Annotated in this window: 22 protein-coding genes; 11 read left to right on the forward strand and 11 right to left on the reverse strand. The window is 43.4% G+C overall.

Translation table 11 applies throughout. From position 1 onward, the window contains the following. The first annotated feature begins 57 nt into the window (after positions 1–57). From JJ941_RS06630 to JJ941_RS06645, 4 genes are read left to right on the forward strand one after another with little or no spacing between them, the layout of a single operon-like run. The gene (locus JJ941_RS06630) at positions 58–1,422 is read left to right on the forward strand and encodes a cytochrome P450 (RefSeq protein WP_290963032.1); all 1,365 of its coding nucleotides are present in this window, start codon (positions 58–60) and stop codon (positions 1,420–1,422) included. Position 1,423: 1 nt separating this feature from the next. Beyond that, positions 1,424–2,209, forward strand: a complete 786-nt coding sequence (locus JJ941_RS06635) for a 2-oxo acid dehydrogenase subunit E2 (RefSeq protein ID WP_290963034.1) — start codon at positions 1,424–1,426, stop codon at positions 2,207–2,209. A 5-nt stretch (positions 2,210–2,214) separates the two neighbouring features. After that, on the forward strand, positions 2,215–4,788 hold the full coding sequence (locus JJ941_RS06640; RefSeq protein WP_290963036.1) for a GH3 auxin-responsive promoter family protein: 2,574 nt from the start codon (positions 2,215–2,217) through the stop codon (positions 4,786–4,788). Next, positions 4,785–5,900: an enolase C-terminal domain-like protein gene (locus JJ941_RS06645; RefSeq protein ID WP_290963037.1), complete on the forward strand. Its 1,116-nt coding sequence runs from the start codon at positions 4,785–4,787 to the stop codon at positions 5,898–5,900. The genes JJ941_RS06640 and JJ941_RS06645 overlap by 4 nt, the downstream gene beginning before the upstream one ends. An 18-nt stretch (positions 5,901–5,918) precedes the next feature. Here the strand turns inward: JJ941_RS06645 and JJ941_RS06650 are convergent, their stop codons facing one another. After that, positions 5,919–8,189: a hypothetical protein gene (locus JJ941_RS06650; protein ID WP_290963039.1), complete on the reverse strand. Its 2,271-nt coding sequence runs from the start codon at positions 8,187–8,189 to the stop codon at positions 5,919–5,921. Further along, a complete protein-coding gene (gene hisN / locus JJ941_RS06655) occupies positions 8,189–8,959 on the reverse strand; it encodes a histidinol-phosphatase (RefSeq protein ID WP_290963040.1) in 771 nt (256 codons plus the stop codon). The genes JJ941_RS06650 and hisN overlap by 1 nt, the downstream gene beginning before the upstream one ends. Positions 8,960–9,019: 60 nt before the next feature. Here hisN and JJ941_RS06660 point away from each other — a divergent pair, with 60 nt between their 5' ends. Beyond that, entirely contained in the window at positions 9,020–9,613 is a 594-nt protein-coding gene (locus JJ941_RS06660) for a YceI family protein (protein WP_290963042.1), read from the forward strand. Between the two features lie 149 nt (positions 9,614–9,762). On the opposite strand, the gene JJ941_RS06665 is transcribed toward JJ941_RS06660, so the two are convergent. From JJ941_RS06665 to JJ941_RS06675, 3 genes are all read right to left on the reverse strand, one after another. Then, positions 9,763–11,052: a hypothetical protein gene (locus tag JJ941_RS06665; RefSeq protein ID WP_290963044.1), complete on the reverse strand. Its 1,290-nt coding sequence runs from the start codon at positions 11,050–11,052 to the stop codon at positions 9,763–9,765. Positions 11,053–11,105: 53 nt separating this feature from the next. Then, positions 11,106–11,669 (reverse strand): YceI family protein, encoded by a 564-nt coding sequence (locus JJ941_RS06670; protein ID WP_290963046.1) that lies wholly within the window; start codon positions 11,667–11,669, stop codon positions 11,106–11,108. Positions 11,670–11,853: 184 nt separating this feature from the next. Next, complete coding sequence (locus JJ941_RS06675; protein ID WP_290963048.1) at positions 11,854–13,683, reverse strand: MutS family DNA mismatch repair protein; 1,830 nt, start codon at positions 13,681–13,683, stop codon at positions 11,854–11,856. Between the two features lie 135 nt (positions 13,684–13,818). Here JJ941_RS06675 and JJ941_RS06680 point away from each other — a divergent pair, with 135 nt between their 5' ends. Further along, positions 13,819–14,394 carry an acyltransferase gene (locus JJ941_RS06680; protein WP_290963050.1) on the forward strand — a complete coding sequence of 192 codons (576 nt, stop codon included), beginning with the start codon at positions 13,819–13,821 and terminating at the stop codon, positions 14,392–14,394. Here the strand turns inward: JJ941_RS06680 and JJ941_RS06685 are convergent. Both JJ941_RS06685 and JJ941_RS06690 read right to left on the reverse strand, forming a co-directional pair. Beyond that, positions 14,391–14,666, reverse strand: a complete 276-nt coding sequence (locus JJ941_RS06685) for a Smr/MutS family protein (protein WP_290963052.1) — start codon at positions 14,664–14,666, stop codon at positions 14,391–14,393. The two genes, JJ941_RS06680 and JJ941_RS06685, sit on opposite strands and share 4 nt — an antisense overlap. A 52-nt stretch (positions 14,667–14,718) precedes the next feature. Beyond that, entirely contained in the window at positions 14,719–15,051 is a 333-nt protein-coding gene (locus tag JJ941_RS06690) for a Dabb family protein (protein ID WP_290963054.1), read from the reverse strand. Positions 15,052–15,295: 244 nt separating this feature from the next. Between JJ941_RS06690 and folE the strand changes: the two genes are divergently transcribed. The 4 genes from folE to hisI are packed head-to-tail and all read left to right on the forward strand — an operon-like array spanning position 15,296 to position 18,207. After that, complete coding sequence (gene folE / locus JJ941_RS06695) at positions 15,296–15,982, forward strand: GTP cyclohydrolase I FolE (protein ID WP_366069236.1); 687 nt, start codon at positions 15,296–15,298, stop codon at positions 15,980–15,982. 5 nt (positions 15,983–15,987) lie between these two features. Further along, on the forward strand, positions 15,988–17,454 hold the full coding sequence (gene cysS, locus JJ941_RS06700) for a cysteine--tRNA ligase (protein ID WP_290963058.1): 1,467 nt from the start codon (positions 15,988–15,990) through the stop codon (positions 17,452–17,454). Beyond that, positions 17,451–17,696, forward strand: coding sequence for a membrane protein insertion efficiency factor YidD (yidD, locus tag JJ941_RS06705; protein ID WP_290963060.1), 246 nt, complete (start codon positions 17,451–17,453; stop codon positions 17,694–17,696). The genes cysS and yidD overlap by 4 nt, the downstream gene beginning before the upstream one ends. Before the next feature lie 28 nt (positions 17,697–17,724). Further along, positions 17,725–18,207: a phosphoribosyl-AMP cyclohydrolase gene (hisI, locus tag JJ941_RS06710; RefSeq protein ID WP_290963062.1), complete on the forward strand. Its 483-nt coding sequence runs from the start codon at positions 17,725–17,727 to the stop codon at positions 18,205–18,207. A gap of 133 nt (positions 18,208–18,340) precedes the next feature. On the opposite strand, the gene JJ941_RS06715 is transcribed toward hisI, so the two are convergent. The 3 genes from JJ941_RS06715 to JJ941_RS06725 form a co-directional block, all read right to left on the reverse strand. Then, complete coding sequence (locus JJ941_RS06715; RefSeq protein WP_290963064.1) at positions 18,341–18,898, reverse strand: carboxymuconolactone decarboxylase family protein; 558 nt, start codon at positions 18,896–18,898, stop codon at positions 18,341–18,343. Positions 18,899–19,073: 175 nt separating this feature from the next. Beyond that, positions 19,074–19,595 carry a thioredoxin fold domain-containing protein gene (locus tag JJ941_RS06720; RefSeq protein WP_290963066.1) on the reverse strand — a complete coding sequence of 174 codons (522 nt, stop codon included), beginning with the start codon at positions 19,593–19,595 and terminating at the stop codon, positions 19,074–19,076. Further along, the gene (locus JJ941_RS06725; protein ID WP_290963068.1) at positions 19,579–20,583 is read right to left on the reverse strand and encodes a hypothetical protein; all 1,005 of its coding nucleotides are present in this window, start codon (positions 20,581–20,583) and stop codon (positions 19,579–19,581) included. The genes JJ941_RS06720 and JJ941_RS06725 overlap by 17 nt, the downstream gene beginning before the upstream one ends. A 157-nt stretch (positions 20,584–20,740) precedes the next feature. Between JJ941_RS06725 and JJ941_RS06730 the strand changes: the two genes are divergently transcribed. Further along, positions 20,741–21,883 (forward strand): DUF3179 domain-containing protein, encoded by a 1,143-nt coding sequence (locus JJ941_RS06730; protein ID WP_290963069.1) that lies wholly within the window; start codon positions 20,741–20,743, stop codon positions 21,881–21,883. 16 nt (positions 21,884–21,899) lie between these two features. Here the strand turns inward: JJ941_RS06730 and JJ941_RS06735 are convergent, their stop codons facing one another. After that, positions 21,900–22,634, reverse strand: a complete 735-nt coding sequence (locus JJ941_RS06735; RefSeq protein ID WP_290963070.1) for a TIGR02206 family membrane protein — start codon at positions 22,632–22,634, stop codon at positions 21,900–21,902. Between the last annotated feature and the right edge of the window lie 222 nt (positions 22,635–22,856).

Below are 22,856 nucleotides of genomic sequence, written 5' to 3' on the forward strand. Positions count from 1 at the left end.
TACGAAGTTGCACCCGGCTGTGCATTTCTTGAATATTTTTTTGATAGGTACGGTGCTATGGAACATTCTACACAAGCCTTAAAACCCCCTCCCGTTGCCGATGGACAGGCTCTTTTCTTTAATCACCTGTTTAAGTTTAAGTCGGATACGCATGGATTTCTGCAGGAGCAAAGCACGAATATGGGACCTTTGTTTACGGTAAAGCTTCTTTCCAGGGATATTTATGTATTGAATCATCCGGATGCTATTCAGCACGTTCTAGCCGGTAATGCAAATAACTACAGCCGGATGAAGCCCTATTCCATCATGGTTGAGTTACTGGGGCGTGGACTGATTACTACCGAGGGTGATGAATGGAAACGCAGAAGGCGTATTGCTCAACCTTCTTTCCACAAAAGAAAGATGGGTGAGCTCTTTGATGAGATGCAGCAGACGATCACCCAATTTATTGAACAGAGAGAATTTACCGGGGGCCAATCAACCGATCTTGACAGGGAAATGAGCCAAATTACTATTGAAGTGCTGAGTAATACCATCCTTAAGAACGACATTGAGTTTGAAACCGAGCAGCTGAAAACCAACTTTGCGCTTGCATGGGATTACCTGTCCCAGAAACGGTTCCGGTGGACCAAGCTGCTAAATAAACTACCCAGTAAAACAAAATCGAAAGGGCAGCGTGCAATAGCTGATTTAAAGAAATCCATCCTTGAACTCATCGAAAAACGCAGGACTTCATCAGGAGAATTTAACGACCTGATGGATATGCTGATGAACGCTACCGATGAAGAAACCGGAGATAATCTTTCAAACGAAGAGTTACTGGATGAGGTAATCACGCTGTTCACTGCCGGTCATGATACTACAGCCGTGGCTCTTACCTGGAGCCTTTACTGCCTGGCTCATCACCCCAAAGTGGAAGAAAAAGTCCTCGCAGAAATTGACCGGAACTGGAAAGAAGACGGCTTTCTCTTTGAAGATCTGCGTCATTTCCCGTACCTGAACATGTTTATACGAGAAGTGATGCGTTTATTCCCTCCGGTCTGGACCTTTGGTCGCCGTTCGCTGGAAGAGGATGAAATTATGGGTTTCAAGATACCGGCCGATGCCTCTGTTACCCTCCCCTCCATACTCGTGCACCGTAACCCTGAATTCTGGGAAAAGCCCGATGATTTCTATCCTGAGCATTTTACAGAAGAGCGGGTTGCCGGAAGGCATAAATACGCTTACTTCCCTTTTGGGGGTGGACAAAGGCTCTGTATAGGCCAGCATTTTGCACTAATGGAAATACAGCTCGTGCTCATGTTCCTATTGCGAAAATACACAGTAACCCTTGCATCCAACAAACCCGCTGAACTCAATCTGTTGATTTCAACAAAGCCCAAAAATCCGATATGGGCAGTATTCACTCCAAGAAATATTTAGTATGAAGAACGCTGCACATACCACCCTTCCCTGGCCTGCATTCAGAGATGATGTTAAAGATTTCCTGGACTTGGCTAAAGACCGCAACTATGCCTATGGTTTTTCAGAAGCAGACATCACCCGCATTCATGCTCAACTTCAGCAGAGAAAAGTATCCGGAGAAGAACCACACTCCCTGAGTGCTTACCTGATTTGGTGTTTGGGCAAAGCGGTAAGTGCACACCCTCAGGTTCAGGCCGTTAAGCATAAAAAGAAACTGGTGGTGTTTGAGGATGTAGATGTGGCCTTGATGATCGAGAAGAAACTCCCCGATGGTAAAACTTTTCCCTTCCCCTACATCTTTAAAGCAGTTCAGACCAAATCTTTTGAAGAAATTAATACCGAGCTTCGTGAGGCAAAAGCACTGAGTTTTGAGTCCATCCGGAAAAGGAAAAAATCAGTTATTCCCCGATTTCTTCCCAAGTTCCTCAGGTTATTTATCCTGAAGAAATTGCTCAGCAACCCGTTTCGGGCAAAAGAAGTAAAAGGAACCATCGCGTTGACAAGTCTTGGCAACGTTCTGAGTAAGCGCAAATTTTGGCCGGTCCCAACCGGACCATACCCAATAATTGTAGCCACAGGTGGCGTTTACGATTCCAAAGGCGTGCATTCATCCGGAGTAAAGAAGATGTTATGTTTTTCCTTTTCTCTTGATCATGATATTCTAGATGGGGCTCCGGTAGCCCGTTTTGGGAATACCTTTATTGAACTTTTGGAAAGTGCCTCCGGAATAGGGGAAAAAGTATAGGCATCATGGATAAAGTGGAAATCAAATACGGCTTTTGGCCTTATGTAGTTTACCCCGGCACAATGATCATCAGTCTGGGGATGTTTTTTGTACTAATGGCCAATGGCTTTGAGTTGCTTGCCAGTACCTATATTCCACTTACCTTTGGGGCCTTATCCATTATCTTTTTTGAGCTATACACTCCCCATCAAAAAGAATGGATTTTTGATAAGCATGATGTCATTAACGACTCACTGTTCATGCTCACCGTCCAAACTATCCTGCCTAAAATCCTCAGCTTCCTCGTTGCCATTTTCATATTACGGATGCTGGACTATTATGAACTCCAAATTACCGGACTGTGGCCCCATCACTGGTCTATGGCATTCCAGGTGATTTTAATGGTGTTTATTGCCGATTTCTTCCGTTACTGGCTGCATAAGTTTTCCCATGAGATTCCATTTCTCTGGAAGTTTCACGCCGTTCACCATTCACCCAAAAAACTATACTGGCTAAATGTGGGGCGATTCCATCCTGTTGAAAAAGCACTGCAGTTTCTGGGCGATGCCATGCCGTTCATTATTGTAGGAGTTTCGGAAGAGGTGCTGGCGCTTTACTTTGTTTTTTATGCGGTTAATGGCTTTTTCCAACATTGCAATATCGAACTGGAAATGGGGCCGCTTAACTATGTAATCAGCGGCCCGCAACTACATCGTTGGCATCATTCCCGAAAGATTGAAGAATCCAACACCAACTACGGAAACAACATTATTATATGGGATATTCTTTTTGGCACCTACTTTTTCCCAAAACACCGGCTTGTAGATGAACTTGGCCTGCTCAACAAAGAGTATCCATTAGATTACCTGTCCCAATTAAAAACTCCCTTCTCCGGTGAAATAGACAAAAAAGCCCTCCCCCTCCAAGGTATTTCCGGAATGATTTTGAATACGCTTCTGAAATTTAAAATGAAGTGGATCGAGATTACCCTTTATAACCCTTTGAAAGAACTTGCCCGATCACCTGAGAAAGTTCAGAAAGAAACATTGTCCTCTATTCTTTTGGAGAATATGAATACTCTTTATGGGAAAGAGTATAATTTTGATAAAATCACCGGTTACGAAAGTTATCGAGAGAAAGTACCGGTTAGTGAATATGAAGACATCCGGGGCTTAATCGAAAAGCAGGATCTTGAGAAAACAACTTCTTTAACTGCAGAATCTCCCCTTTTTTATAACCAAACGAGTGGAACAACTGGTCAACCTAAATACCTGCCTGTTTTAAAGAGAACACTGGCATCGTTAAGGAAGACTCAACAGATATTTTCCCTGGTTCAATACACAGCTTGTCCGGAAGCGTTTTACGGGAAGATCATAGGTTTGGTGAGTCCGGCTATAGAAGGTTATATGCCTTCCGGTAATCCTTTTGGAAGTGCCTCCGGTCATATTTATAACACCATGCCCTGGCTTGCCCGTAAGAAATACGTTATTCCTAAAGAGGTATTTCAGATTAAAGACTATGAGATAAAATATTACATAGTGTGCCGGCTGATGATTGAGGAAAAAGATGTGACGTACCTGGGTAGTGCCAACCCTTCAAGTTTTCACAAACTTCTGGATGTTATCAATCAAAATTTTAGCCACATTTATAGCGACATCGCTTCAGGAACGTGCAAATACCTCGGAGATTTAGATCCTCGAATTATCGCTGCGGTAAACAGGAGACTAAAACCGAATTCAAAAAGAGCTGAAGAATTGGCTCACTTGTTTAGCACCGGCGATCAAATTAGCTACAAAGAAATCTGGCCTTATCTGAAACTCCTGATTACCTGGACCGGGGGAAGCTGTGGAATCTCTCTGAAAAGTGTACTCCCCAAATTCCGAAATGATATCCGTGTTATTGATCTTGGATATTTATCCAGCGAACTAAGAGCAACGGTTACGATAAACCCGGCTACGAATGAAGGCGTACCTACGATCGGAGAAAACTTTTTTGAGTTTGTACACAGAGATGACTGGGAGAATGACCGCCCTGACTTTAAAATGATAGGAAGTTTAGAACAAGGAGAGCAATACTATATTTTTGTAACCACTCCCACCGGTTTATACCGGTACAATATGAACGATATCATTGAAATCTCAGGTAAGTTTGAGAATACTCCCACTTTTCGCTTTATACAAAAAGGGAAAGGAGTTACAAATATAACGGGGGAGAAATTATATGTAAGCCAGGTTATTAATGCCGTAAAAAAAGCAGAACAAGAACTGAACCTTGATTTTCGTTTTTACCAAATGTTAGCTGATGAGAAATCGTCTTTATATGAATTATATATTGAACCCGGCGAGAGAATAATTCCTTCTATCTCAGAACTCAGCCGGGTTATTGATACCGCACTGCAAGAACAGAATATAGAATACAAAACAAAAAGGGAGAGCGATCGGCTGCAGGAGTTGAAACTACATATTCTTGTGCATGGCTGTTATGAAACCTACAAAGATTTTTATTTGAAGCAAGGACAAAGAGAGGGGCAATTTAAACCTCAAATTTTACAGTACAAGAGTAACTTTGATTTTAAAATTCAGGAGTTCGTTGCTGAATGAACATAGATAAGCTCATAATCAAACCCCTTGAGATCCCTTTCAATTCAAGCTTTGAACATAGTTCGGCCAAACGTAAAAAAACGCAGGCTGTTTTAGTCGCTGCCAGGACTGAAAAAGGAAACACGGGGCTTGGGGAAGGTTGCCCCCGGGTATATGTAACAGGGGAAACAGTATTTACATGCATCGATTTCTTTAATAAACATGCTCCTGAAATTAAACGCCATATCCATTCTATATCTGACCTGAAACATTGGGTTTTCCAAAATAAAACCCTCATCGATAAAAACCCTTCGGCGTGGTGTGCCATTGAACTTTCCATCCTTGATGCGTTATCAAAAGACCAGAAAACATCGGTAGAAGCCACGGTTGAAGTACCTGAATTACAACCTGCTTTTCAGTACAGTGCTGTGATTGGGATGAGCAATGAAGCGGTAGCAAGGAAAAGGATTGAAAAGTTTAATGCACTTGGCTTTAAAGATTTTAAAGTAAAGATATCCGGAAATCTGACTAAGGATAATTCCATACTACAAACTGTCAAAGAAATTATCCCAACGGCAACCATCCGATTAGATGCCAATAACCTGTGGAATATCCCGGAACAAGCAGTGAAGTACCTTAACGGACTTACCGTGACTCCCTCAGCTATAGAAGAGCCTCTTGAAGCAGAGGACTTTGAAGGTCACAGAAAGTTTATTGAACAATCCGGAATTCCCGTAATCCTGGATGAATCTATTTACCTGGAAGAGCATTTAGAATCCATTCTGAGTTTTTCAGAAAACTTCATCATTAACCTGAGGGTATCAAAAATGGGAAGTATTCTAAGATCTTTGAAAATGGCTGAAATGGCTGCCAGTGCCGATATCCCTTTAGTCATTGGCTCACAAGTTGGTGAGACCAGTATCTTAACCCGAGCCGCCCTAACCATTTCAAGTACATACTCTGACCGGGTCAGAGCTATGGAAGGAGCTTATGGGACTTTACTTTTAGACAGAGATGTAACGGACAAGTCCCTCATGTTTGGCAAAAATGGAGTAATAAATACCCTTGAGAGCCTTGATTATAAAAAGTTTGGTTTCGGCCTTGTTTATAGAAAAGAGTTCACGGATATATAATCGCTTATTGCGGCTGGTTTAATTCCCCATTACTCTACGGATCTTAACCTGTACCCTCGGGTCCATCTCCTCTTTTCTTCGGTCTTTAAGTACGTCAACCGTTTTCTTGGCAGACAGATACTGCACGGCATCCAGTGCCTGGTAACGAATTCTGGGGTCCCGGTCCGCCATGAGCATTTCTATGGTTTGATTCCAGTATTCCTGGTTTTTCTCATAGGTTAGCAGAATATTGAGTGCCTGTTTTTTGATGGAATACGGATAATCTCCCAGTGCCATCCGGTCAGCAATGGATATAGATTCTCGTGTGGTATCTGTTTGAACAGCAACCTTCAGAACGTTAATGGCTTTGTCGGCATCACCACTTCTCTCCAATCGCTCTGTTAATGATATCAGGTTATCGGCTTCGGCCAATTTTCCATAAGTATTCAACGCCGTGGCAAATACAGTGTCTATTTCAGCCCTGATAAGTGTGTTTCTGACAGCGTATCTGACCTGTTCGTTTTCGGGATAATCAGCAAGCGCCCTTATGGCCGACAGCCTTATCGCCAAATTATCAGAATTCAATTGCTCCAGGAAGTTTTGCTCGGTCCCGGATGCGCCCTGTGTTATTTCCCCTAAGGTGGCCAGCATGGCCGCACGAACTTCCGGTTCTCCCTCAGCTTCCAGAACATCCTGCAGGGCCAGCTGTAAATCCGGGTTATCGGTATAATTTCTGAGCTGGCGAGCCGCTTCTATCTTTTCATCGGGATTGGAACTTCGAAGCTGACGAATCAAAAACATAAAGGGCTTTTGCTCCTTCAGAGTAAGGTCAAAATCGGTTTTAGGTTTCAGAGTCACATATTCGACACCCGAGATCAGCTCTACTGAAACAGAATCGGACGCACCTGTAAAGGTGATTTCTGACCGTGTGGTATCCATAAAACCATACTGAACCAGTTCCAGTCCGGCAAGGGTACCCACCGGCTCCGATTCTGCCTGAAAATGTAAAGTGAGCGAAGGCTCTAGTTCATCGTACCGATAGTCCACTTGATAGGTATATCCTTTCTGAGCTTCCTCATCTTTATTCATAAGCGGTTCTGGCAATGCTTTCCAGTAAATCCCGGTTTGGTCGTACCAGAAGTCGGCGTATTCACTCCAACCGCTTACCTCCTGCATTTGCTGAATCAGTTCCGGCAATGATTCCCTGATGGTTTGTTTGAGAAATTCATCCTGCATATTTCCAATTCCCTGTACCCATTCATTCCAGCCTTGGATCGACTGCAGGTTATCCGGGTTCAACAGAGGTACGCTTTCATCGCTTTCAGTGACCAGAGCTTTCAAAAACTCATAGCGTGAATCGGGTGCATCAAGGTAGCGGTGGAAATTTCCCAGCCACTGTTCTGCGATCCCTCTCTTCAATTGGGAGGACAGACTTCCAAGGTTCTGGTATAAATAAATGACTCCGGCTCCTGACTGAATTTCTTCCCAGTGATTATCAGGCAGCACAACAATGTGAAGAGCCGAATACGGAAACTCGTAGGAGAACGTGTTCTCATATTTCTTCAGGCTTTCAACAGCAATAGATAACAATCCCGACCGAACTCCTTCAAGTAATGCATTTTCGGAGGCATGTATAGAGACTTCTTTCACCCCTGAACGAGCACTTTCTGTTTGGAAACTTCCAACCGAAAAGGTAATTCCAGATACCGGAACCGCAGTTTCTGAACTCCATTCAACCCGCTTCTCTTCGGTAGAAACAACTTCATCACCTACTTTATTTCCATTAAATACAACCTGAAGATCTGCCGGAATCGTGAAACTTGCATTGACCACTGACTCCACCTCGGGGTGATCCGGGATCGGAATCCAATGGTGGCGGGAACGTGGATTTAAAGAGGTCCACAGGTTCCCATAAACATCGGTATTAATTCCATAAGGAGAAGAACTCTCCCAGGTTACCAAAAAAGAGGTGCGTTGGTCTGCATTCAGGGTATCCTGCAACTGAATGATCAGCGAATCTGAACTCACCCTAAAATCAAGTGACTGACCGTTGTTCGAAACTTCCTTAACATCAAGATTGGATGTATTGAAAACAACTCGTGTAAGATCGGGCTGCCTGGAACTGATACGGTAGGTGCCTGTTGCTTTAATAAGTGCAGATGACGGTTCCACTGTTACTTCCAAATCGATGCTGTTCAGCAAAAAAGGCAATTCGGGGTAAGCCTTATAGTCCCAGTTTACCGACGACTGACCGAAAAGTGTGGCTACAAAAAGAAATGTAAAAAGCGTTGTAAATAGACCTTTTTTCATTAGTTGGTGTGTGCTTCAAATATTTTCATTACTTCAGGGAAGAGGGCCTTGTTGGTGGAGAATCCGTTTCCTGAAAATATGGTTTCATTGCCTTCAATATCACTAAAAATGCCACCGGCCTCTTGCATCACCGGAAGTAACGCAGCGGCATCCCAAATATTAAGTTCAGGGTCGTACATCAGGTCGGCCCGGCCGGTAGCCACCATCATGTGGCCGTAAGCATCTCCCCATGTTCTGTGTAGTTTGGTTTTGGTCATGAGTTCCTCAAAAATTTCCTGCTGCCCCATTTCCTTAAACCTGAAAATTTCGGTTACCAACAAGGTCGCATCTTCCAGTCTGTCGGTTTTGCGTACCTGACAAGGTTCTCCATTCAGAGTGGCTCCCTCTCCAATAGCTGCGGCACAAAGTTCCTCCAAAGCCGGAGCGTAAATGATGCCCACCTGTGGTTCATCATCCACTAAAACCCCAATCAGTGTAGTGTAAAATGGAATGCCATGAATAAAGGACTTTGTTCCATCTATTGGATCCAGTACCCACTTAATGTTACTATCTTCGTTGGTTTTGCCGTATTCTTCACCAATGATGCCATGGTCAGGAAATCGTTTCAGGATTTCCTCCCGCATTATCTGTTCTGTTTCACGATCAGCTATGGTAACGGGAGAGTCATCATCTTTGCTAATGACTTCCACATTCTTTTTAAAATATTTTAAGGTATGATGTCCGCCAATTTTAGCAATTTCGGTTGCTGCTTGTAATAAATCTTGTATCATTGAATCCGTTAATTCTTCAAACTTTTAACTAATCATCTGCTTGCTGCCAAAATTATGAGTATGAGAAAGGTTCTTCAAACAATTTTGATTCCGGCTTTGTGTTTGCTTCCCGCCTTGTCGTTTGCACAAAACGGTAAAGTACGGCTCAGCAATGAGAGTAAGTTAAGCATTAATGGAAAATCAAATGTGAATGATTTCAGATGTGAATCGGAGCACGAACTGCAGCAGGATTCCCTGGATTTTGATTATCACTTTTCAGCAGACACCATTACTGTGGATGGGGTTTCCCTGTTTCTGGAAATCAGCGAGTTTGATTGCGGGAAAAAAGCCATTAACCGAGATTTTCGAAGTACTTTAAAGTACAAGGAACATCCCTTCATACAAATTACGCTGAATGAATTGATTCTTGAGAATGAAGAGAATCCGATTCCAAAAACAGCCCATGTAACCATAACCATTGCCGGGGTTGAACGAAATTACGAAGTGCCCCTAAATGCTTTCTCCAGTACCGAAGAAGGAGCGTTGGTTGGAGGGAATAAAACGCTTTACATGACCGATTTCGGCCTCACCCCTCCCTCTCCTCTCTTTGGACTCGTTCAGGTAAGCGATGAACTGGATATTGTGTTTGATTTGGTAGTTCGGTTTGAGCCCTGATATTTACACTGTCTCTGAGCTTTAGAAATTCTCTTCAAAAAAAACCGCCGGCTGAATTGTTCCAACCTGCGGTTAATTTCAAGAATCTTTGTGATATAAAAAAAGGGCGAGCCTTTCACAGCCCGCCCCTTTCCTATGAGGTCGGTATATCAGAAGCTTACCACAGCTTCTAACATGATTCCGCTAAATTCTGCACCGGCATAGTCGCCAGAGAAACCGTCATAAGTTTGTGTTACATACTCAAGTTTGGTAAGTACGTTTTCAGTCATGAACCAGCCACCACCAATGTTGATTCGAGAGATGTCAATTTCATCGCCGTTTGGTTCTTCACCGGATACAGTGTTGTATCGGCCACCTACGTAGAAGTTTTCATCCATTCCGAATCTGTACAGAAGTTCTGCACCAATTTGTGTGTATGAACGAGTGTCTTCGCCGTTATCGATTGCACCGGATGTATTTTCAAATACACCGTAGAACTCAACACCCTGGAACTTCACAAATGGGTTGATCATAATAGCTGTCATTTCGCCGGCAATTGGACCACCAGGTGCACGGCTAGAAACCGCAAATGAAGGTGCGAAACGGCCTGATCGGAAGTTGCCCGGCTCAATTACGTTGTAGTAACGGCTACCGGCACGGTCACCAGAATACAGGTAGATAGAAGCATTCTGAGAGACTCGGAACATGGAACCGGTTAAACGAACTCTCAAGTCGTCGTTAACCTGGCTGTCATATCCTAATTTTGCCAAGAAAGAAGGCTTAGTTTTAACAGCACCTTCTACAGTACTTTGGTTCAGTTTACCATTGGTTAAACCAATCATTCCAAAGAGGTTACCGGTGTAGTAGTAAACTTCAGCACCAACTTCAGTGGTGAAAGAATCCATAATGTAGTTTCCTACAAATGGGTTGAGGATTGCAGAACCGTTATCACTGCGACGGAAGTGGTTGTCACCATAGTTGTTTTCCATGTGACCTACTTTGATTCGGATATTGTCGCTAAGACTTGAAAGGAATCCTTCCTCGATGAAGTCAAAACTATCAATCTGCAGATATCCACCTTTCACATATGTTTCAGTGTGGTTTTGAGATGATAGGTAAGTACGAAGGTGCATTCTCATACCGGGAGCAAGAGCAACATCCAGATCCAGGTTAGAAGTAGCAAGGTTGAAGTTATTCTCTAAGTCTGCAAGACTACCTGCATCGTTATCATGGCTTATGCCTTGAAACTGAAGTGCGTTAGAGCCACCGATTCGTACATAAACACCGTCGAAGGATTTATCTGTTGTGAATGGTGCTTCAAATACATTCAGGCCTGCTTTTGTAGCCGGTACAAAGTATTGAATGTTGTTGCGTTCCTGAGCTGATAAGTTCGTTGCCGAAAAGAAGGCGAGAACAAAAGCTGTAAGTACGGTTGTGAAATATTTTACGTTAGATTTCATGACCTTAGGATTTAGTGTTGTTGGTTAGTTAGTTAGTTGTTGTTTATTGAAATTTATTGTTGAGCGAATTTTGCATTGAATTCCACATCTACCTTTTCTCCGGCTTTTATAGTGCCGAACATGGCAGTGGGCGGATCAACATTAAATTCAGTCATGTCAATATTCTGTTTCCCGTTAAATAGGATGCTGCCGTCTGCCTGGAGTTGATATTCAACTTCCATCTGTACGTTTTTGGTTACGCCCGCGATAGTGAGTTCACCCTTCGCGGTCAGTGAAGCCGGGCCTACACGTTCAATTTCAGTTAATGAAAACGTGATATTCGGATGCTTCTTCACTTTCAGTGCATCATCAATTCGTTTATCCATACCGCCTTTTCCACTGTTTATTTCTTCGGCTACAACATCGAATTGCAGGCCTGAAATTGAGACCAGGGAATCACCGGATACTTCTATGGTAGCCGAACCGGAGAACTCTTCAGCAGGAGCTTCCCAATCGTGTACATTTGAAGTTCCCCAAACGATGATTTCGCTTTCGTCCGGTACTATCTGGTAGGTTTGTGCGAAAAGTGCTGTACTTAGCAGCAGTGTTACTATGAATGAAAATGTAGTCTTTAACATATCGACCTCTTTAGGTTTAAATCTGAGTTCGTTAATTAACTCACCACAAAGAAACCACACTTTCATGAAGGGAATGTGAAGAAAAAAGTAAATTATCTATTCATCAAGTTATTTATCTACAATGATTTACAGGATGAATGCGAATAGCTTTTGTGAAGATTATATGAATCTGAATAAGTAATTTTTATTTAACAGGAAGACCTTCCATCTTCATAATCTTGAGGGCATTTGTAGTGGGGCAAGGTCCCTCTTTTATTTTATACTCAAAGCTCATTCTCCCGTCTTCAATGGTTTCAGCGAAATGCCAGTTACTTAGTTCCGGAATTTCTTTTTCCAGAGATGCTAATTCCAGATCGTGAGTAGAAACCATCCCGATTCCATGTTTGCCGGCAATTTCTTTAAGAAAAGCTGTACTCCCCTGAAATCGCTCTCTGTTGTTTGTACCCTTAAAAATTTCATCTACAAAATAGAACAGCGGAAGCTCTTCCTCATCCCCGAGCTTATCAAGCAGCGTTCGAAGACGTCTTACCTCAGCATAGAAATGAGATAACCCCCCTTCCAGTGAATCCTTAACATTAATACTGGTGAATACACGAAACAGATTAGTCTTCAGTTCAACTGCATTAACAGGGGCTCCGGCAAAAGCGAGGCATAAATTAATGCCAACCGTTCTGAGGAAAGTACTTTTACCCGCCATGTTGGAGCCGGTAATCAAAAACAAATCCTTCCCCTCTTCCACTTTAAAATTATTAGTCACTTTTTGGTTGGCCGGAATCAGCGGATGCCCTAACTCTTTAGCCTCAAACAGTATCTCAGAATCGTTTGTCAGCTCGGGAAAGCTGTACTCCCGGTGTAAAGCCCCAAAGTTAGCCATTGAGTTGAGCGCTTCCAGTTCATAAAAAGTATTCAGCCACTCTGTAAGACGAGGTTCAAACTCCTTTTTCAGTTTTTCCATTTTCATGGAATAGTACATATCCCAGGGAAGGATCAAATTCACCAGCGGCCACACCACCTGATTGGCCTGAAGAGAGGCCGCTCCGGTTAGCTTTTCTACTTTTCTCAGGTAAACCGAGGGCTTGGTTTCTGCAGATTGAAAAACCTTCAAAAGTTGAGCCAAACTTTCTTTATTTGAAACCTTGAACTCCTCCACATGCAACAACAACTCCCGGAAACGACCCAGCATTTTTTCCATTTGGTAAGCAGCATCAAACAGTCCGGCTATCTTATCACTCTTGAGTTTGTAGTAACTCAGATATAGCACCAATGAAGCCAGTGGTGCGATCACCGGGAGCACTCCTATCCATGCTAAAACCGCCATCGTAAGCGTGGAAACCGATAATCCCGAAAGTATCAGCAAAGGCAGTTTGTATCCGGTTCGCTCCGGCTGCCTGAGCCAGGCAAGCATTTGTTCTTCCGTCCAGTCTTTCTGTGACGTGTGACTTTGCGTATATCGGCCAATCACAGAAAGTTTATCCCTGAAGGCTTGCAACGGAATGAGGTCCTGAACCAATTCTTGCCGCTGCATGATCTCTTCTTCAACAGGAAATTCATTCATCAACCAGCTTAGTAGTTTCTGTGAACCTCCCTCATATAAAGATGTATCTACCAAATGATGCAGGGAGTAATTCCCCACTATATCAAGGTCGTTGGCAAAAGGATGATCTTTCAGATCCTTATCATATCTTCTTTTGGGGATTTCGTTCCAGGCCAGCTGCAACCGGGCAATATGTTGTTGCTTGACTTCTTTGAGATATCCCAACTTCTCTATGGCTTTATGCACTTTCTGATGTCGGTCGGCCAGATACAAAAACCCAACAATTCCCACCAAAAGACCCAATACATATAAATAATCATTTATGGCTCCGGATGTGAAATAACCAAAAGCCAAAATCGCAAAAAATGCGACTCCCCTAACCCACGAGTAACGGTGACTGTATTCTTCCAACCGTTCTGTTTTTTGGGCAATATGCTCACAGAATCGCTGTAGTCTTTGTATTTGTTTTTTTCTGCTCATAATGAATTACATGGGTTTGACTGTTCTACAGTCATCAAAGTGGAGTGAGGATAAAAAAAGAATCGCCCAAAAACTTCCTTCACTTTCAGTACAGCTAAACAATTGGTAATATCCAACCGAATTAAATTTACAGATATGAATTATTTCGCACACGAAACAGCTGTTATTGATGATGGTGCTGTCATCGGAAAGGGAACCAAAATATGGCACTTTACCCACGTAATGCCAGATGCCGAACTTGGAGAAAATTGCAACCTGGGACAAAATGTGGTCGTTTCACCAAAAGTAAAACTTGGCCGTAATGTAAAGGTTCAGAACAATGTATCCATTTACACCGGTGTGATCTGCGAAGATGATGTCTTCCTTGGCCCCTCCATGGTGTTCACGAATATCGTTAATCCCAGAAGTGCTGTCGTCCGTCGAGATGAGTATGTGGAAACGCAGGTGAGAAAAGGTGCTTCCATCGGGGCCAATGCTACCGTTATCTGCGGAAATGAACTGGGCAAGTATTGCCTAATTGGAGCCGGGGCTGTAATCACCAAACCAGTTCCTCCCTATGCGTTAATGGTTGGAAATCCCGCCAAACAAATTGGATGGGTCAGCGAATACGGGCACCGTCTGCACTTTGGAGATGATGGCAGAGCCACCTGTCCGGAGTCGGGAGATCAGTACCGGATGCATGGCGGGGAAGTAACAAAAGGCGAAGATTAGTCTTTAGCCAATTCAGCAACCGTTGCTCCCCACCCACTCCGGTCGCTGGCCAGACTATATGATTCCACATGTGGATTTCGATCCAATAAATTGTGCACGGTTCTTCTCAACACGCCTTTTCCCTTCCCATGGATAATCCGGATTGAATAAATCTCTTTTTCCCGGCAGGCTTCTATATAATCAGGGATCAGATCTCCCAGTTCTTTGGGATTGAAGAGATGTAAATCAAGGACTCCGTTTATTGGTACTTCGATAGGGTCAGGTTCGTTCATTCGTTATTCGTTCTAGGTCATTGGTCATTGGTCATTGGTCATTGGTCACTGGTCACTGGTCACTGGTCACTGGTCGTCCGTCGTCAAAATCCACCACCCTTCGTTCCTTCACTACTTTTTTGATGAAATCCACAACTTTCTGATGATCGGGGTGTGCCGCGTAGGCTTTAAGATCTTCTTCAGATGCACATTCCGTTGTCAAAACCACATCGCAAATTGCCGCACCTGTTCCTTTCAATATATTAATGCCCACTTCCGCACTGACTAATTCCTCAATTTTATTGGGCAGATCTTCCAGCAGTTTCTTCATCACTTCTGCATTTTCAATTTTGGTTTTACCTTCAGCTACTTCTTTAAGCTTCCACATTACTACATGTTTGATCATATCGGGTTTTCGTTATTCGTTATTCGTTAGTCACTGGTCACTGGTCACTGGTCACTGGTCACTGGTCATGAATATCTATTTAAACCATCGTAATTCCCAAAATACTGCCTTTCAAAATGCGATGTTCCTTGTTCAAGGTTCGAAGTTCTTCCGCTGTCAATTAATAGCAGGAACCCTTAACTTTGGGGTTCTGTTTAAATGGCACAGGCTCGTCCTGTTCTCCAAGATTTATAAATCAGAAATATTGAAAACATTGGATTTAGATAAAATCACTGCCGAAGAGATCGGCGAAGACCACATCAGCAACGGAGTTAACACTCCCCTGCGTGATGATGCTTTTGAAAAAACCGACGAAGAGAAAATTGAAATTATTCAGGAGCATTTCGCAGAAATAATGCATGCTTTGGGGCTCGACTTAACCGACGACAGCCTGAAAGGCACCCCATACCGTGTGGCAAAGATGTATGTGAAAGAAATTTTTGAGGGATTGAATCCCAAGAATAAGCCGGTAGCCCGTCAGTTTAATAACAACTACGACTATCAGGGCATGCTTGTGGAAAAAAATATTCAGGTGACTTCTTTTTGTGAGCACCACTTTCTTCCCTTCATCGGGAAAGCCCATGTTGGATATATTTCTTCCGGCAAAAAAGTGATCGGACTTTCAAAAATCAACCGAATTGTAGATTACTACTCCCGCCGACCTCAGGTTCAGGAGCGACTCACCCTACAAATTGCCGATGAGCTGCAGGAAGCGTTAGAAACTGACGATGTAGCTGTTTTTATAGACAGCAAGCACCTGTGCGTTTCAACCCGAGGCATTAAAGACCAGAGCAGCAGTACCATTACGGCTGAATATCGCGGAGCCTTCCAAAACGAAGACACCCAACAGAAATTCATCGATTACATTACAACCACCACCGAGATCCAATAATTGCTGTGGCTGAAAAAGGCACCCTACAACTTCACGTTTACAACACCCTCTCCCGAAAGAAAGAACCGTTTGAACCACTGAACCCGCCTCATGTGGGTATGTATGTTTGTGGTCCCACTGTGTATGGAGATGCTCACCTGGGTCATGCCAAAAGCTATGTCTCTTTTGATGTGGTGCTTCGCTATCTCCGGTATTTGGGGTATAACGTGCGCTATGTTCAGAACATCACGGATGTTGGTCATTTAGTGGATGACGCTGAAGAAGGTGAAGACAAACTTAGCAAGCAGGCGCGCATTGAGAAAGTACAGCCCATGGAAATTGCTGAGAAGTACACCTATACCTACTTCCGGGATATGGATGCTCTGAATGTACTCCGGCCTGATATTGCACCTCGAGCAACGGGACATATCCCCGAGCAGATAGCCATGGTGAAAAAGCTGATCGAGAACGGCCATGCATACGAAGTTAATGGAAACGTTTATTTTGATGTGTCTTCGGATAAAGAATATGGCAAGCTGAGCGGACGTAAAACAGAAGATGCAGAATCAGGAACCCGTGTTGAAACGGCTTCCGATAAAAAGAGTCCGGAAGATTTTGCTCTCTGGAAGAAAGCGGAAGATAAGCACATCATGAAGTGGGACTCACCATGGGGTGTTGGCTACCCAGGCTGGCATATTGAATGTTCGGCTATGAGTACAAAATATCTTGGGGAGAGTTTTGATATCCATGGCGGCGGACTCGAAAATCAGTTTCCACACCATGAATGTGAAATTGCCCAGGCCGAATGTGCACACGACAAAGATTTTGTGAAGTACTGGTTGCATAATAACATGGTAACGCTGGAAGGCCAGAAGATGGGGAAATCGCTTGGAAATGCGATTAACCTGCACGAGTTTTTTACGGGTGATCATAAACTGCTGACCCGAGCCTGGCCACCGGAAGTCATTCGATTCTTCCTGCTTCAAAGTCATTACCGAAGCACTACTGATTTCTCTGAAGAGGCTTTATCCGGAGCTGAATCCGGCTTGAAGAACCTTCACTCCATGATTCAGACTATCGAACAAACAGAGCCCGGTGATGGAAAAGAATTTGATCTGAAGAGCTTTAAAGAAGCATTTGAGTCATCGATGAATGATGATTTCAACTCGGCTCAGGCTATCGCCATTTTGTTTGAGAAGCTAAAGGAAATTCGAAAACGAATTAACGATTCAGACGTTCCTTCAAACCTGGATGAGATAAAAGTATTTCTGCACAGCGTAGTGGAAGAAGTGCTCGGAATTTGGCCGAAGGAGGAAGCCGGCGGAGACGAACAGTTAACCAGCGATTTAATTGAGCTGTTGATTGAGATCCGTAAGGATGCCAGAGCCAATAAGAATTTTGAGCTTTCAGATAAAATCCGGGACGACCTGAGTGAACTGGGTGTTCAGCTTATGGACGGCAAAGATGGTACTTCCTTCGAAATTGACAAATGAACTGGCTGAGCAACATATTCAGCCTGCTGATTGTCAGCTTAGTAAAGTTTTATCAGGCAGCTATATCACCCTGGTTGGGAAAAAGCTGTCGATACTCCCCCACTTGTTCCCGTTACATGATTGAAGCGGTTGAAGAATGGGGACCTTTAAAAGGATTTTGGATGGGCATTAAACGAATAGGGCGATGCCATCCCTGGGGCGGCGATGGATACGATCCTGTTCCTAAAAAGAATACAGAATAACGAATATTGAACATTGAATTACGAAGTAATGAGCAGCATTAATTTCAAAGAACGAAAAACCGTAGAACAAGTTGAAGAAGGAACCGAGCTGGCTCCTAAATTCCAGGAAGACGGACTGATTCCTGTAGTAACCACCGATTTCGAATCCGGTGAATTGCTGATGCACGGTTATATGAACGAGGAAGCCTTCAAGAAGACTATCGAATTGGGCGAAGCCGTGTATTACAGCCGAAGCCGGGAGACTTTATGGCATAAAGGCGCCACATCCGGGCTTACACAAATCATAAAAGAAATGCGTATTGATGATGACCAGGATTGTGTATGGCTGCGTGTAGAAGTGCAGGGCAATGGTGCCAGTTGTCACGTAGGATACCGCTCCTGCTTCTACCGAAGTGTGCCCACCGGCGAGGAATTTTCGCAGAACGATGGAGAGCTAAACTTTGAGGAAGACGAAAAAGTCTTTGATCCTAAAGAAGTATATGGAGATGCACCAAATCCCACCAAGCTCTGATTGTTACTATAGCTTTTTTAATAGCCCGGATTCTTAACTGAGTCCGGGCTTTTCTTTTTCTTAGAAGCACTTCAATAAAAAAACCCGAACTCCAAAAGAAGCCGGGTTCAAGGTGTTAAGTCAAGCGAGGAATTTACGCAGGTTCAAACTCCATGCGCTCCGATTCAAAAGCTTCATCTAACGGGGTGTCTGCTAAATGGTTGGTGTAATTACTGATGGTTTTAAGAGCAATAATCAGGTTTATTTCCAGGGCATTTTGTTTGGTATATCCTGCATCGAGGAATGCCTGAATATCTGCATCTGACAGGTGTCCGCGGTTTTGTACGGCTTTTCTTGTGTATGTAACAAGGGCATCAAATTTTTCATCCGGTAATGGTTCTCCATTTCGGACAGCTGTTACAATATCCTCATTCGTATTCAACTGGTTTTTGAGTATGGTTGAATGGATGGCTGAACAGTAATGGCATTCGTTTTCAATACTAACTGCTAATATAGCCAGCTGCTGTTCTTTAGCTGAGAAACTGGTATTTCCTACAATTTCATCCAGTTTTAAATAGCCTTCAAGTACGGACGGGGCTTCCGCAAATTCTCCCAGCAGATTGGGTACAAAACCGAATTTCTCTTTTGCTCCTTTTAGAAATGGTTGCGCTGATTCCGGTGCGTTTTCTTCATTATAAATAGTAAAGTCCATAATCGTAATTCTTAATTAATAGTAATTCTTCTTTTTATTGTAATAGTACATGGGATTGATGGGCTAGCCGGAATAGATATTACCCGATGGTACCTGAGAAAAGAACAATCACGCTGATAGGAAATGCTTATACAGGGATCTTATACTCTTGGTGAGACTTTATTTTGGCCGGAATTTACTGGTTCACTGAAATTGAATCCCGGTACTCTCCAAGGGATGTTCGCTCCCATGCATCTGATTGGATATACTTCAGCAATACCGATAACTCAATTACATCCATGAACCCGGGTTTACTCCCGATTACGATATGATCCGGTTGCAGGAAAATAGCTGTGGGTGTAGCATTCATTTTCATCTTTTTGCTGAACGCTTTGGAAGTCATCCTTTGCCCGTTAAACGTGAGTTTTTCTTTTGACTCGATATCGATGCGAACAGGGTAAAAGTAGGTGCTCAACAAAGACTGAATTGTTGAGTCGGTAAAAACCTCATGGTGCATTCTCTTGCAGATCCCACACCAATCCGCTTCCATAAACAGGAAGAGGTCTTTCTCGTATTCAATGGATAATCGACTCGCTTCTTCAAAATCGTACCACTGCATGTTTGCAGGCTGACTTTGTTGCCCATATACCGGATAGGCTCCAACGTATAGAAGCACAATTACTGCAATGAGCCTGTATAAATTATTCACCGGTGCCATAGATAAATCCGTTTTGATTCTGGCTGAAACTGAAGAAAACAGAAGCAGATAACACAAAAGATGTGGTTGGCTGGGTTCCGTTCAGCTGCTGATAAACCGGCAGCTCTCCAAAAACGCGCAGGTTAACCCAATCATGCACCTGGTAGCCAACTCCGGTTTTTAAGCTAAGCCATTCCCCGCCTGTATTTGGCAGCCGAAAATCGTTGAGCTGATCCCGGGTGGTGCTCCTGAACTTTATTTGGCCATCGTACGACCATCGGTCCCACATTGCACCTGATACACCGGCAATTGCTACGAATTCGTTGCCAAATGTATAGTTATCCGACTCGTTGAATCGCTCTGCAGTTCCGGTGTATCTATAGGTTCCGTTCAAGAACACATTCATATTCAGGGTTCTTATGGCACGGGATACAAACATCCATCCGACCCCATCCCATGCTCCGGTTCCGGGCTGCATATCTGCATTTAAGGCTACATTATTCGCTTCCAGAGAAGTAGTACCAAAAGGAATTTTTGCACCGACTCCCAAACTAAACTGGTAGGGGTTCCATAAATCCTGATTTATGAGGTGATACTTCATCATCACCATTCCATCCCCTATTCCGCTCGTAGTTATGGTGCTGGGATTCACCTGGGTTTGCAGTCCGGTAGTTCGGCTTTTTTCTATATAGGTAAAAGTGCCGGTAACACTCAGTTTGTCACTGATTCCATAACTCAACTCAAGCAATGCCGTGTTGGTAATTCTTTCCTGAGTTCGGTTATTCAACTCATTTGCGCCGCTGTATAAGCTTGAAATATTATTGTGCTCCCAGGTCAAGCCACCCATAAAACTTCCACCGACTACTGTTGCAAAATTCTGAGAGCTGATAAGAGGAGCTCCTGCACAACTGCAGGTTTGAGCTTGAAGAACGGGATTATACACCGACATCAACAAAATGACGAGGGATGCTAAACCGGAAAATTCAATTGCGGGAGACCCCGAACTCATAATTTTTACAGCTTTAGAATTAATACATCAACTAATTGTGATGTACAGACGCAATGCAGCACTATCCTCTTACCAAAATGGAATTGCGTAAGATTTTCAAAGTTACGTGCATCACTACTTTAGATTATACAATTTGAATGCACCAACAAAGTCATATATGCTCAGACAGCTATTCCCTATAATTTTTGTATTTGGAGTATTTTTCGGTGCGTGCAATCAGGTCAGTACGGATTCTGAATCCAACACTGAAACCCCGGATGATCCCGATTCGGAATGGCTCATCCCCTCCGATGAAATAGTTGATGGCGGCCCGGGAAAAGACGGAATTCCCTCCGTTGATGACCCACAGTTTGCACCCGTAAGTGAGATCAATTACATACAGGACGATCGGTTAGTTATAGGATTAAAAGTAGGCAATGAAGTCAAAGCTTATCCTCACCAGATTTTAGACTGGCATGAAATTATTAATGATGAAATCGGAGACACCTACTTCTCCGTTACCTATTGTCCCCTTACGGGAACCGGGATCGTACTGGATCGGATGATTGAAGGTGAGGTTACAGAGTTTGGCGTTTCAGGGTTATTGTTCAGAAACAACCTGATTGCCTACGACCGAAAAACAGACACGCACTATTCTCAAATGCAGATCCGGGGAGTAAAAGGCCCACTGAAAGGTGAAACCATAAACTCTTCCTTTTCTACCGTCCAAACTACATGGAAGACCTGGAAAGCCATCTATCCGGAATCAAAAGTAGTTACCAAAGAAACCGGGTTTGGAAGATTCTATAACGGCTATGCCTACGGGGAAAGTTATTTAACCGATGAAGACTATATCCTTTTCCCTGTAAAGCATGAAAATGACCGGCTGCCCGGAAAAACGGTGGTTCACGCCTTTCTGCCAGAAGATGTAACCGGAAACCCCGGTGATGAACTGGAGGTGAGGGTTTTTGCGAAGGATGAAATGTCAGAAGAGATCAGTGTCATCAATGAAGACTATGCCGGCAATCATATTGTGGCCGCTGGAAGCCGGGATCATAACTTTGTCGTCACTTTCAGACGAGAATTAGCCGACGGTACTATTTTGAATTTTGAACCTGTTCAGGATCAATTACCGGTTATCATGACTGATAGTGAAGGTAATCAATGGAATATATTTGGAGAGGCGGTAAGCGGTCCCAGAGAAGGCGAAACCTTAGCCCCGACAAAGTCTTACGATGGATATTGGTTCGCCATAGCCGATATGTTTCCCAATGCATGTGTGTACCCAAGTACCGGTTGTAAGGGGTATGTGGATAGATAGATAGATAGATAGATAGTTAGTTAAGCTTTTGTGTTGATTCAACTACTCTATATCCACTCTTTATCCACCGGAAAAGCCCATATACCATCAGCGACCAGGCTACGAAGATGAGCTCAAGGTAAATCAGGTACACCGGCCACTCGGGTAAGATGCTGAAGAAGGTGGTTCCCGGGGGCTTGCCCATAACATACAGGTAGTTGCTGCCCAGCAGGAGATTAATTCCTCCAATCACTAAAGCCACAAAATTGAGTGCTACCACAGATCGCCCCACATCACTTAACTTCAGGTCCCAACCCCACTCAATAGCCGGATACAGTGCCACAAGCACTAACAAGAGATGCACCATCCAGTAACGAATGGCATCGTAATGAAATAGAGAGAATTGAACGGAGGGCGTCAGATTTGCCTGAGACACCCCTAATACCACCCAGAAGAATAACACAGACCAGGTATTCCTGTCACTCTTCATATACACCCACACAAGTACAAAGGGAAGGAAATTGCACATATGCAGAGGGATGTCGTTGGTAACATCAAAGGTTCCGGTGTACATATTCAGGGGAATCTTCATAAGCTGAGAGAGGGACATCATCATGGCCATAACCAAAAGCACCTTCCGCTGGGCTTCCCGGCTTCGGGTTCTCATGAATGGGATAAACCAGATGCAAAATCCCAAAAACAGCAGGAGCACTGTAAAATGCTCTGCCGAGTAGGACGAAAACAGGTAGGTTGTGTCAAAAAAGGTATTCAAGAATCTATTTCTTTTGCTTTAACTGAACTCAGATGCCTGACTGGAATTGAGCAATTTGAAGCTCATTGATTTCAGTTCTAAAAAACAAAAAAATACGATTATTTCATTGAATGGCTTTTAACTTTTTAGCCCGAGAGGTTATTTATGTCAAATATACTATTGGAGAAGGTATTCTGTAAGTTCAGTTGACAAAAAGTAATTCTACATTGTCGTTTTTTTCCA

Source organism: Gracilimonas sp. (genome assembly GCF_017641085.1).
GTDB lineage: Bacteria > Bacteroidota > Rhodothermia > Balneolales > Balneolaceae > Gracilimonas.